Origin of the sequence: Ramlibacter sp. 2FC (genome assembly GCF_005503345.1) — a bacterium.
In the GTDB taxonomy this organism is placed as follows: domain Bacteria; phylum Pseudomonadota; class Gammaproteobacteria; order Burkholderiales; family Burkholderiaceae_C; genus SCMQ01.
Genome location: NZ_SCMM01000039.1, coordinates 34,187 through 45,492, shown reverse-complemented (window position 1 = coordinate 45,492; position 11,306 = coordinate 34,187). Strand labels below are relative to the sequence as shown.

The window sequence follows — 11,306 nt, the reverse complement described above, 5'->3', positions numbered from 1 at the left end:
TCGCTGGTGTCCATCCACCAGCACCTCCAGTGTTCCGCTTGAACCGCCGTATGCGGAACCGCACGTACGGTGGTGTGAGAGGGCTGAGGGGGTAACCCCTCACCCTACTCAATCGCGTCCCACCTGCCCATTTCCAGCCACCCATGAACCTGCGCCAAATTCCCGTCACCGCCCTGATGCTGCTGGTCTTGTGGCCAGTGGCTGCCACCGCGCAGTCCGCGCCCCAGCTCGACCTGCCGCGCGTGAGCCTGCGGGCCGGCATGCACCTGATCGACGCCCAGGTGGCGCACACGCCCGAGCAGCGGCAGACCGGCCTGATGTGGCGCAGGGAGATGCCGCAACACGAGGGCATGCTGTTCGTCTTCGAGCAGCCCGCCGTCCAGTGCTTCTGGATGAAGAACACGCTGCTGCCGCTGACGGCCGCCTTCGTCGCCGACGACGGCACCATCGTGAACCTGGCCGACATGAAGCCCCAGAGCACGGACTCGCACTGCAGCAGCCAGCCGGTACGCTACGTGCTGGAAATGCGCCTGGGCTGGTTCAGCCAAAAGCGCATACAGGCCGGCTTCAAGCTCGGCGGCGCGCCTTTCGCCGCTGCTCCCAGGGGCCGCTGAGCCCAGGCCTCGCGACGGCCGGCCTCTATGACCATGAAAAAACGGCCCGCGGGCCGTTTTTTCTACCACCGCGAACGGCGGCCGCCGGCAGGCAGGCGCGTCAGGCCTGCATCGACGCCAATGCCGCGTTCAGCGTCTGGCTCGGGCGCATCACGGCGTCCAGCTTGCCCGTATCGGGCAGGTAGTAGCCCCCGATGTCGGCCGGCTTGCCCTGCACCGCCGCCAGCTCGGCCACGATGGCCTGCTCGCTCTCGGCCAGGCGCTGGGCCAACGGCGCGAACTTGGCGGCCAGCGCCGCGTCCTCGGTCTGTGCGGCCAGTTCCTGGGCCCAGTACATGGCCAGGTAGAACTGGCTGCCGCGGTTGTCCAGCTGGCCGGTCTTGGGCGAGGGGTTCTTGTTGTTCTCGAGCAGCTTGCCGGTGGCGGCGTCCAGCGTCCTGGCCAGGATCTTGGCCTGGGCATTGCCGGTCTTCAGCCCCAGGTCCTCCAGCGACACGGCCAGCGCCAGGAACTCGCCCAGCGAGTCCCAGCGCAGATGGTTCTCCTCGACCAGCTGCTGGACATGCTTGGGCGCCGAGCCGCCCGCGCCGGTCTCGTACATGCCGCCGCCGGCCATCAGCGGCACGATGGACAGCATCTTGGCGCTGGTGCCCAGCTCCATGATGGGGAACAGGTCGGTCAGGTAGTCGCGCAGGATGTTGCCGGTGGCACTGATCGTGTCCTGGCCGCGGATCACGCGCTCCAGCGTGTAGCGCATGGCGCGTACCTGGCTCATGATCTGGATGTCCAGGCCGGTGGTGTCGTGCTCATGCAGGTACATCTTGACCTTGGTGATGAGCTGGGCCTCGTGCGGACGGTAGGCGTCGAGCCAGAACACGACCGGCATGCCCGAGTTGCGCGCGCGGTTCACGGCCAGCTTGACCCAGTCGCGGATCGCGGCGTCCTTGACCTGGCACATGCGCCAGATGTCGCCCGCTTCCACGTTCTGGCTCATCAGCACTTCGCCGGTGTCGAGGTCCGTGATGTTGGCCACGCCGTCCTCCGGGATCTCGAAGGTCTTGTCGTGCGAGCCGTACTCCTCGGCCTGCTGGGCCATCAGGCCCACGTTGGGCACCGTGCCCATGGTCTTGGGATCGAAGGCGCCGTGCCACTTGCAGAAGTTGATCATCTCCTGGTAGATGCGCGCGAAGGTGCTCTCGGGCATCACGGCCTTGACGTCCTTCAGGCGGCCGTCGGCGCCCCACATCTTGCCGCCGTTGCGGATCATCGCCGGCATGGAGGCGTCGACGATGACGTCGTTGGGCGAGTGGAAGTTGGTGATGCCCTTGGCCGAGTCCACCATGGCCAGCTCAGGGCGATGCTCGTGGCAGGCGTGCAGGTCGCGCATGACTTCTTCGCGCTTGGCCGTCGGCAGCGTGGCGATCTTGTCGTACAGATTCACCATGCCGTTGTTCACGTTGACTCCGAGCTCGTCGAACAGCTTGCCGTGTTTCTCGAACGCTTCCTTGTAGAAGATACGCACGCAGTGTCCGAACACGATGGGGTGCGAGACCTTCATCATCGTGGCCTTGACATGCAGCGAGAACATCACGCCGGTCTTGCGGGCGTCCTCGATCTCCTTCTCGTAGAAGCCCAGCAGTTCCTTCTTGCTCATGAACATGCTGTCGATCACCTCGCGGTCCAGCAGGGCGACCTTGGGCTTGAGGACGATGGTCTTGCCGCTCCTGGTGATGAGCTCCATCTTGACGTTGCGCGCGCGGTCCAATGTCATCGACTTCTCGCCATGGTAGAAGTCGCCGTGGTGCATGTGCGAGACATGCGAACGCGAGGCCTGGCTCCACTCGGCCATGCTGTGCGGGTTCTTGCGCGCGTATTCCTTGACGGCCTTGGGCGCACGGCGGTCGGAGTTGCCCTCGCGCAGCACCGGGTTCACGGCGCTGCCGGTGCACTTGGCGTAGCGTGCGCGGATCTCCTTCTCTTCCTCGGTCTTGGGATTTTCCGGGTAGTCGGGAATGTTGTAGCCCTTGGCCTGCAGTTCCTTGATGGCCGCCATCAGTTGGGCGACCGAGGCGCTGATGTTGGGCAGCTTGATGATGTTGGCCTCGGGCTGGAGCGTGAGCCTGCCCAGCTCGGCCAGGTGGTCGGGCACGCGCTGCGCCTCGGTCAGGCGCTCGGGGAACTGGCCCAGGATGCGGCCGGCCACCGAGATGTCGCTGGTGGCGACATGGACCCCGGCCGGCGCGGTGAAGGCGCGGATGATAGGCAGGAAGGCACTGGTCGCCAGCCGCGGGGCCTCGTCGGTCAGGGTGTAGATGATGGTGGGTTGCTGGGTATTCATCTCTCGTCTCAGGAAGTGATCAAAGGGCGGAAAAAGGAGGGCATGCGGCCGACGCGTCACCCGACGCGCGGCCATGCGGCGCGACGATGCGGAGTCCGCGTCGACCCGCATTGACATCTTTTGCAATGCAATCCCACAACACGGAATTCTAAGCCCTGGAGCGGCATTTTCGCCAAGTCTTCTACAAGACTTACCATCCCGAACCCCCAGCCCACTGGATCGGAGGGCCGAAAATTCACATGGCGGAACCGTGGCAAGGCGCTTCGCCGGACAAAGAAAAGGGCCCGAAGATGGCTCTTCGGGCCCCTGGGTCCTGCATGCTCGCGGAGGAGGCGCCCGGCGGAGACCCGCCGGACGACCGCCAAAAGCAGGCGGCGCCTTGCAACTCAGGCGAAGTTGGCTTCGGCGAATTGCCAGTTCACCAGCTTGTCGAGGAAGACCTCGACGAACTTCTGGCGCAGGTTGCGGTAGTCGATGTAGTAGGCGTGCTCCCACACGTCGACCGTCAGCACGGCCTTGTCGGCGGTGGTCAGCGGCGTACCGGCCGGGCCCATGTTGACGATGTCCACGCTGCCGTCGGCCTTCTTGACCAGCCAGGTCCAGCCGGAGCCGAAGTTGCCCACGGCGCTCTTGACGAAGGCTTCGCGGAAGGCGGCGTAGCTGCCCCACTTGGCGGTGATCGCCGCGGCCAGCGCGCCCGTGGGCTCGCCGCCGCCGTTCGGCTTCATGCAGTTCCAGAAAAAGCTGTGGTTCCAGATCTGGGCGGCGTTGTTGTAGATGCCGCCGCTGGACTTCTTCACGATGGACTCCAGGTCCATGCTCTCGAACTCGGTGCCCTTTTGCAGGTTGTTCAGGTTCACCACGTAGGCATTGTGGTGCTTGCCATGGTGGTACTCCAGGGTTTCCTGGGAGTAGTGCGGGGCCAGCGCGTCGATCGCGTAAGGCAGGGGGGGAAGCGTGTGTTCCATGGTGTCCTCGTGGTTTGTTGTGGAGAAAGCGTTTGAATGCGCGATTGTAGGAACTTACAGCAGGCGCCGCTCGGTCACCATGAGATCGACCGTGCCATCGGCCAAGGTGGCCTGCAGAGCCTGGCCGGGTTGCGTGGCGCGCGCGCTGGTGAGCGCATGACCCTGCATGTCGGTCAACCAGGCATAGCCGCGCTGCAGCACCTGGCGCGGATCGAGCCCGGCCAGACGCAGACCCAGGCGGTCGAGGCGGTCGTGCTGGCGCTCCAGCCCGCGCTGCAGGTCCTGCGGCAACGCCTGGGCCAGCTGTTGCAGTTCGCGCAGGCGCGCCTGCAGCGCGGCGTGCGTGCCGTGGTGCAGGCGCTGGGCCTGTCCGGCGAGCAGCAGGCGGTGCTGAGCCAGCCGCGCCGAGGGACGGCCCAGTCGGGATACCGCCAGGTCCAGCCGCTGGCCCTGGCGGTCGAGCTGTCGGTGCGCCGCCTCGGCCAAGCGATCGGTCAGCAGCTCGAGCGCACCCAGCCAGACCTGGCGCGGCTGCGCGGCCAACTCGGCTGCGGCCGTGGGTGTGGGCGCGCGCAGGTCGGCCACGAAATCGGCGATCGTGAAGTCAGTCTCGTGCCCGACGCCGCAAATCACGGGCACCGGGCTTTGTGCCAGCGTGCGGGCCAGCTGCTCGTCGTTGAAGGCCCACAGGTCCTCCATCGAGCCACCGCCCCGCACCAGCAGGATCAGGTCCGGTGCGGGCACGCCCTGCCCGCCCTCGCCCAACTCCGCCAGGCGGTACAGGCGCGTCAGCGCCTGGACCAGCTCGGCCGGAGCACCGGCGCCCTGCACCGCCGCCGGCGCCACCAGCACCGGGATATGCGGCACCCGCCGCTGCAGGGCGGTTGCCACGTCGTGCAGGGCCGCCGCGCCCGGCGAGGTCACGACGCCTATGGCCCGCGGCATCAGGGGCAGCGGCCGCTTGCGCGCCGGGTCGAACAGGCCCTCGGCTTCGAGCTTGGCCTTCAGGCGCAGGAACTGCTCGAACAGCGCGCCCTGCCCGGCCCGGCGCATGGACTCGACGACCAGTTGCAGATCCCCGCGGGCTTCGTAGACGCCCAGTCGGCCGCGCAGTTCCACGAGCTCGCCGTCGCGCGGCGCAAAGTCGAGCAGGCTGGCCGCGCGGCGGAACATGGCGCAACGGATCTGTCCCGCCTCGTCCTTGATCGAGAAATAGCAGTGGCCGCTGGCCGCGCGCGAGAAGCCGCTGAGCTCGCCGCGCACCTCGACCGGGTTGAAACGGGCGTCCAGCGCTTCAGCCACGGCGCGGCACAGCGCGCCAACTGCCCAGATACGCGGCGTCAAATCAGGCTCCGGCTTGTACGGCGCCAGTCCTGCTCTGGCTTTGCGGGGCAAAGCACGGCGGCGGCAGGCATGAATAGTCCACATCCGGCTGCAAAGCGGCCCCCAAATCGCCCTGATGCCGCCGCAGAGCGTGAAATCTCGTCCAAGTCATTGATTTCATTGATTTTTCTTCTGCCCAAAATGTGATCGTTCTGTTGCAAACGCCATTTGGCGCGGGCTGAGCCCCCCTGGAACATGAGTTCTTCACAAAGTTATCCACAGAAAATGTGCACCGGATCGAGGCCGTGGCATCAGCCGCCCCGGGGAGCCCCGAACGGCAAACAAGCCTGGGCGAAGCGGGCGGCGCCTGAGCCATAATCTGCAGCGCAGTTTCCTGCCCCATGTCACACGCGGAGAGCCCGATTTGCTTTCGATCATACAAGCCGCAGGCTGGCCGATTTGGCCGCTGGTCGCCTGCTCCATACTCGCGCTGGCCCTCGTCATCGAGCGTTTCGCCAGCCTCAAGACCGCCCGGGTCGCACCCCCCAAGCTGCTCGACGAAGCCCTCACGGCCTCGCGCCAGGGCGTCCCGGCGCCGGACGTGGTCAGCAAGCTGGAGCAGAACTCCGCGCTCGGCGAGGTGCTGGCCAGCGGCCTGCGCGCCCTGAATGCCCATCCCGGCTGCAGCGACGAGGACCTGCGCGCCGCCATGGAGGGCACGGGGCGCAGCGTGGCGCACCGCCTGGAACGCTACCTGGCTGCCCTGGCCACCATCGCCTCGGCGGCGCCGCTGCTGGGCCTGCTGGGCACCGTGATCGGCATGATCGAGATCTTCGGCTCGCAGGCGCCGACCGGCGCCGCCGTCGGCGGCGGCAACCCGGCGCAGCTCGCGCACGGCATTTCGGTGGCGCTATACAACACCGCCTTCGGCCTGATCGTGGCGATTCCGGCGCTGATCTTCTGGCGCTACTTCCGTGCCCGCGTCGACGGCTACCTGCTGACGCTGGAGCTGGCCGCCGAGCGCTTCGCGCGCCACCTGAACACCCTGCGCTAGGTCCGGCATGAACTTCCGCCCCCGCTCGCGCGACGAGCCCGAGATCAACCTGATCCCCTTCATCGACGTGCTGCTGGTGGTGCTGATCTTCCTGATGCTGACCACCACATACAGCAAGTTCACCGAGATGCAGCTCAAGCTGCCGGTGGCCAACACCGAGGCACAGCGCGACTACCCCAGGGAGGTCATCGTCGCCGTGGCCGCCGACGGCCGCTACGCCGTCAACAAGGTGCCGGTGAACGGGCGCGGCGTCGACAGCATGGCCCGGGCTCTGACCGAAGCCGCCCGCGCCGGCCGCGACAGCGTGCTCATCATCAGCGCCGACGCCTCGGCGGCCCACCAGTCGGTGATCACGGTGATGGAGGCCGCGCGGCGCGTCGGCCTGACCCAGGTCACCTTCGCCACCCAGGCCGGCGCACACTGAGGCCGCCCCTTGCCTGGCTTTTCGCTGGAGCGTACGCTGCTGGCCGCCTGGACGCGGCGCGGCCTACTGGCTTGGGCGCTCTGGCCCCTCTCCCTGCTCTACGGCGCGCTGGCGGCTCTGCGCCGCAGCCTCTACCGGCTCGGCCTGCGCCGCGCCACCCGCCTGCCCGTGCCGGTCATCGTGGTCGGCAACCTGGTGGCCGGCGGTGGCGGCAAGACCCCGACCGTGATCGCGCTGGCGCAGCACTTGCGCGCGCGCGGCCTGCGGCCGGGCGTGGTCTCGCGTGGCCATGGCCGGCAGGGCCATAACTGCCGCGAGGTGCTGGCAGACAGCGCCGCGCAGGAGGTCGGCGACGAACCCCTGCTGATCCGCCAGACCTGCGAGGTGCCGGTGTTCGTGGCCGCCAGGCGCGTGGAAGCCGCGCAGGCCCTGCTCGCGCGCCACCCCGCCACCGACCTGCTCGTCTGCGACGACGGACTGCAGCACCTGGCCCTGGCGCGCGACATCGAGGTCTGCGTGTTCGACGAGCGCGGCACCGGCAACGGCTGGCTGCTGCCGGCCGGCCCGCTGCGCGAGCCCTGGCCGCGCGCGGTCGACCTGGTGCTGCACACCGGCCGGCGCGCCTTCGCGGCCGGCTACGGCGCCGAGCGCGCGCTGGCGGCCTACGCCCGGCGCGCCGACGGCAGCCGGGTGGCGCTGGCCGAGCTGCGCGCCCAGCCCGTGCTGGCCCTGGCCGGCATCGCCCGGCCCGAGGCCTTCTTCGCCATGCTGCGCGAGCAGGGGCTGAACCTGGCCCAGGCCCAGGCCCTGCCCGACCATTTCGACTTCGAAGGCTGGACCCCACCGCCGGGATGGCAGGGCGAGATCCTGTGCACCGAGAAGGACGCGGTCAAGCTCTGGCCCCAGTACCCGGGGGCCCTGGCCGTGCCCCTGGTCTTTGCACCCGAGCCCGCCTTCCTGGCTGCGCTGGATCGGGCACTCGACGCGCTGCGTGTCCCGCGCCAAGCGGCGTCGCTATCATCGGCCGATGGACACCAAACTACTTGAACTGCTGGTCTGCCCCGTCACCAAGGGGCCGCTGGATTTCGACCGCGAGCGCCAGGAACTGATCTCGCGCAGCGCGCGCCTGGCCTATCCGGTGCGGGACGGCATTCCCGTGCTGCTGGAGAACGAGGCCCGCACGCTGAGCGACGAGGAGCTCGAGAAGCTGCCGCCGCGCACGCCCCTGGTCTGAACACGGGGTGATTGCGGCATGAGTTTCACCGTCCTGATCCCGGCGCGCCTGGCTTCCTCGCGCCTGCCCAACAAGCCGCTGGCCGACCTCGGCGGCGCGCCCATGGTGGTGCGCGTGGCCCAGCGCGCTCTGCGCTCGGGCGCGAGCCAGGTCGTGGTCGCGGCCGACAGCCCCGCCATCGTGGACGCCTGCCAGCAGCACGGCGTGCGCGCCCTGCTCACGCGCGAGGACCACCCCTCGGGCAGCGACCGCCTGGCCGAGGCCTGTGCCCAGCTGGGCCTCGCCGACGAGGCCATCGTCGTCAACGTACAGGGCGACGAGCCGCTGATCGACCCCACGCTGATCGACGCCGTGGCGCAGTTGCTGCATGAGCGGCCCGAGGCCAGCATGAGCACGGCGGCGCACGCGATCGACAGCGTGGCCGACTTCGCCAACCCCAATGTGGTCAAGGTCGTGCTCGACGCCCGGCAGCTCGCGCTGTACTTCAGCCGCGCGCCCATCCCCTGGTGGCGCGACGGCTTCGCCCAAGGCATCCAGGACCTGCCGCAGCCTGCCCCCTTGCGCCACGTGGGCATCTACGGCTACCGGGCAGGCTTCCTGCGCCAGTTCCCGGCGCTGCCCCAGGCGGCGATCGAGGTCGGCGAGGCGCTGGAGCAGCTGCGCGCGCTCTGGCATGGCCACCGCATCGCCGTGCACGTGAGCGAGCACGCGCCGGGGCCCGGCGTGGACACGCCCGAGGACCTGGACCGGGTGCGCAGGCTGTTCGCCAGCTGAATCAAGAGGCCTTTACGCGGGGGCCCTGTCAGCGGGGCGGAAGCTCTCGCATGCTATTCTCGGAGGGAGATACGCGACGGGGCGGCCTTGCATCGCCCGTCTGCGCCGCCGATTTCGACATTCAAATTCCAAGGACATCCATGAGACTGATTCTGCTGGGCGCACCGGGCGCAGGCAAAGGCACGCAGGCCACCTTCATCTGCCAGAAATACGGCATCCCCCAGATCTCCACCGGAGACATGCTGCGCGCCGCCGTCAAGGCCGGCACGCCGCTGGGCCTGCAGGCCAAGTCCGTCATGGAATCTGGCGGCCTGGTCAGCGACGACCTGATCATCAACCTGGTCAAGGAACGCATCGCCCAGCCCGACTGCGCCCAGGGCTTCCTGTTCGACGGCTTTCCGCGCACCATCCCCCAGGCCGACGCCATGAAGGCGGCCGGCGTCAAGCTCGACTATGTGCTCGAGATCGACGTCCCCTTCGACGCCATCATCGAGCGCATGAGCGGCCGCCGCTCGCACCCGGCCTCGGGCCGCACCTACCATGTCAAGTTCAATCCGCCCAAGCTCGAAGGCCTGGACGACGTGACCGGCGAGCCGCTGGTGCAGCGCGACGACGACAAGGAAGAGACCGTGCGCAAGCGCCTGGACGTCTACAGCGCCCAGACCCGTCCGCTGGTCGACTACTACTCGGCCTGGGCCAAGGCCGACCCCGCCGCCGCCCCCAAGTACCGCGCCATCAGCGGCATGGGCAGCGTGGAAGAGATCACCGCGCGCGCCCTGCAGGCCCTGTCCAGCTGAACGCCGCCCGCGCTGGTAGACGCCCCGCCTGCCGGGGCGTTTGTCTTCAAGGGGCCAGCAGCGACAACAGCATCGCCACCCGCGCCTTGACCGGGCTCAGCCCCTGGGCGACGGCCAGCGCGTCGCCCGGCTTGGGCAGCACCCGGCCGTAGGCGCAGCGCGTCGTGCGCAGCACGCGTACGCCGCCCGCCTGGGCCCGCTGCAGCGCGGCCTCGAGCTCGTGGTGCAGCGAGCCATTGCCCGTGCCGGCCACCACCAGGCCTTGCACGCCGCCCTGCACCAGGGCGTCGACCGCCGCGCCGCCCGCCCCGGCGTAGTTCATCACGATCTCCACACGCGGCCAGGCCGGCGCACCGCGCAGCGCCTGCAGCGCCGACGCTGCGCCTTCGTCCGCGGCACAGGGCCGCAGCCAGCGCACGCGCGCCTCCTCCACCTGGCCCACGGGCCCCGCCTCGCCCGAGTCGAAGGCGTCGAGCCGGTAAGTGTGGCTCTTGCGCACGTCCAGGGCGCCGTGCACTTGGCCCGCGCAGACCGCCAGCACCCCATGTGCCGAGGGGGCGAGCGCCACGGCAAAGGCGTCCAGCAGGTTCTGCGGCCCGTCGGCCAGCAGGGCCGTGGCCGGGCGCATGGCGCAGGCCAGCACCACGGGCTTGTCCGGCGCCAGCACGGCCTGCAGGAAATACGCAGTTTCCTCCAGGGTGTCCGTGCCGTGGGTGATCACCAGGCCCCGCACCTCGGGCTGGGCCAGCCAGTGCTCGCAACGCAGAGCCAGGCGCTGCCAGACGCCGAAGTCCATGTCCTTGCTGTCGACCTGCGCCACCTGCTCGGCCTCGAGCTCGCAGTCCTGCAGCACGGCCGGCAGCCCGGGCACCGCGTCCAGCAACTCGGCCACGCCCAGCTGGGCCGCCTGGTAGCCGATGTTGTCGCCCGCCTGGGCCGACTTGCCGGCGATGGTGCCGCCGGTGCCCAGAACCACGATTTTTTGCTGTTTCACTTGCCAAGCCCTTCAAACTGATTAAAAATACAGTCACTGGATATCAACACAGTAGTCAGAGCCCGTCGCCAGGAGTCCCCATGATCGACAGCCCCAAACTCACAGCCCGCCAGCAGCAGATTCTGGAACTGATCCAGAACACCATGGCCCGCACCGGCGCTCCGCCCACCCGGGCCGAAATCGCCGCCGAGCTCGGCTTCAAATCGGCCAACGCGGCCGAAGAGCACCTGCAGGCCCTGGCTCGCAAGGGCGCGATCGAGCTGGTCAGCGGCACCTCGCGCGGCATCCGCCTCAAGGGCTCCTCGCTGCGCGCCCTGCACGAGGCGCGCGGCGACCAGTTCCACCTGCCCCTGCCCAGCCTGGCCCAACTGGTCCTGCCCTTGGTAGGCCGCGTCGCGGCGGGCTCCCCGATTCTCGCGCAGGAGCATGTGGACCGGACCTACCATGTCGAAAGCAGCCTGTTCCAGCACCGCCCCGACTACCTGCTGAGGGTGCGCGGCATGTCCATGCGCGACGCCGGCATCATGGACGGCGACCTGCTGGCCGTACAGGCCTGCAAGGACGCACGCAACGGGCAGATCGTCGTGGCCCGTCTGGGCGACGAAGTCACGGTCAAGCGCTTTCGCCGCAACAAGCAGCAGATCGAGCTGCACGCCGAGAACCCCGACTACCCCACCATCGTCGTCGAGCCCGGCGAGCCCTTCGAGATCGAGGGCCTGGCCGTGGGCCTGATCCGCAACACCATGCTGATGTAGCAGCCCGTCGCGCGCCGTCGCAGGTGGCGGG

Annotated in this window: 12 protein-coding genes; 8 read left to right on the top strand and 4 right to left on the bottom strand. The window is 68.7% G+C overall.

What is annotated here, in order from left to right; genetic code table 11:
* Positions 1-176: 176 nt before the first annotated feature.
* Complete coding sequence (locus FFS10_RS16365; RefSeq protein WP_249931323.1) at positions 177-614, top strand: DUF192 domain-containing protein; 438 nt, start codon at positions 177-179, stop codon at positions 612-614.
* Positions 615-714: 100 nt separating this feature from the next.
* On the opposite strand, the gene FFS10_RS16360 is transcribed toward FFS10_RS16365, so the two are convergent.
* The 3 genes from FFS10_RS16360 to xseA all read right to left on the bottom strand — a co-directional run bounded on the left by FFS10_RS16360 (position 715) and on the right by xseA (position 5,348).
* Positions 715-2,952, bottom strand: coding sequence for an NADP-dependent isocitrate dehydrogenase (locus FFS10_RS16360; protein WP_137895543.1), 2,238 nt, complete (start codon positions 2,950-2,952; stop codon positions 715-717).
* Positions 2,953-3,338: 386 nt separating this feature from the next.
* Positions 3,339-3,920, bottom strand: coding sequence for a superoxide dismutase (locus tag FFS10_RS16355; RefSeq protein WP_137895542.1), 582 nt, complete (start codon positions 3,918-3,920; stop codon positions 3,339-3,341).
* Positions 3,921-3,974: 54 nt separating this feature from the next.
* Positions 3,975-5,348: an exodeoxyribonuclease VII large subunit gene (gene xseA / locus FFS10_RS16350; RefSeq protein ID WP_137895541.1), complete on the bottom strand. Its 1,374-nt coding sequence runs from the start codon at positions 5,346-5,348 to the stop codon at positions 3,975-3,977.
* A 319-nt stretch (positions 5,349-5,667) separates the two neighbouring features.
* Between xseA and FFS10_RS16345 the strand changes: the two genes are divergently transcribed.
* The 6 genes from FFS10_RS16345 to adk all read left to right on the top strand — a co-directional run bounded on the left by FFS10_RS16345 (position 5,668) and on the right by adk (position 9,526).
* Positions 5,668-6,297 carry a MotA/TolQ/ExbB proton channel family protein gene (locus FFS10_RS16345; RefSeq protein WP_137895540.1) on the top strand — a complete coding sequence of 210 codons (630 nt, stop codon included), beginning with the start codon at positions 5,668-5,670 and terminating at the stop codon, positions 6,295-6,297.
* A 7-nt stretch (positions 6,298-6,304) separates the two neighbouring features.
* Positions 6,305-6,721 (top strand): ExbD/TolR family protein, encoded by a 417-nt coding sequence (locus tag FFS10_RS16340; RefSeq protein WP_137895539.1) that lies wholly within the window; start codon positions 6,305-6,307, stop codon positions 6,719-6,721.
* A 9-nt stretch (positions 6,722-6,730) separates the two neighbouring features.
* Positions 6,731-7,768, top strand: coding sequence for a tetraacyldisaccharide 4'-kinase (lpxK, locus tag FFS10_RS16335; RefSeq protein WP_137895538.1), 1,038 nt, complete (start codon positions 6,731-6,733; stop codon positions 7,766-7,768).
* Complete coding sequence (locus FFS10_RS16330; protein ID WP_137895537.1) at positions 7,749-7,955, top strand: Trm112 family protein; 207 nt, start codon at positions 7,749-7,751, stop codon at positions 7,953-7,955. The genes lpxK and FFS10_RS16330 overlap by 20 nt, the downstream gene beginning before the upstream one ends.
* Positions 7,956-7,973: 18 nt before the next feature.
* Positions 7,974-8,729 (top strand): 3-deoxy-manno-octulosonate cytidylyltransferase, encoded by a 756-nt coding sequence (gene kdsB, locus FFS10_RS16325; protein ID WP_137895536.1) that lies wholly within the window; start codon positions 7,974-7,976, stop codon positions 8,727-8,729.
* A gap of 140 nt (positions 8,730-8,869) precedes the next feature.
* Positions 8,870-9,526: an adenylate kinase gene (gene adk, locus FFS10_RS16320; RefSeq protein WP_137895535.1), complete on the top strand. Its 657-nt coding sequence runs from the start codon at positions 8,870-8,872 to the stop codon at positions 9,524-9,526.
* Between the two features lie 46 nt (positions 9,527-9,572).
* Here adk and FFS10_RS16315 read toward each other — a convergent pair whose 3' ends face one another.
* A complete protein-coding gene (locus tag FFS10_RS16315) occupies positions 9,573-10,520 on the bottom strand; it encodes an asparaginase (RefSeq protein WP_137895534.1) in 948 nt (315 codons plus the stop codon).
* An 80-nt stretch (positions 10,521-10,600) separates the two neighbouring features.
* Here FFS10_RS16315 and lexA point away from each other — a divergent pair, with 80 nt between their 5' ends.
* Positions 10,601-11,275, top strand: coding sequence for a transcriptional repressor LexA (lexA, locus tag FFS10_RS16310; protein WP_137895533.1), 675 nt, complete (start codon positions 10,601-10,603; stop codon positions 11,273-11,275).
* Positions 11,276-11,306 lie beyond the last annotated feature (31 nt).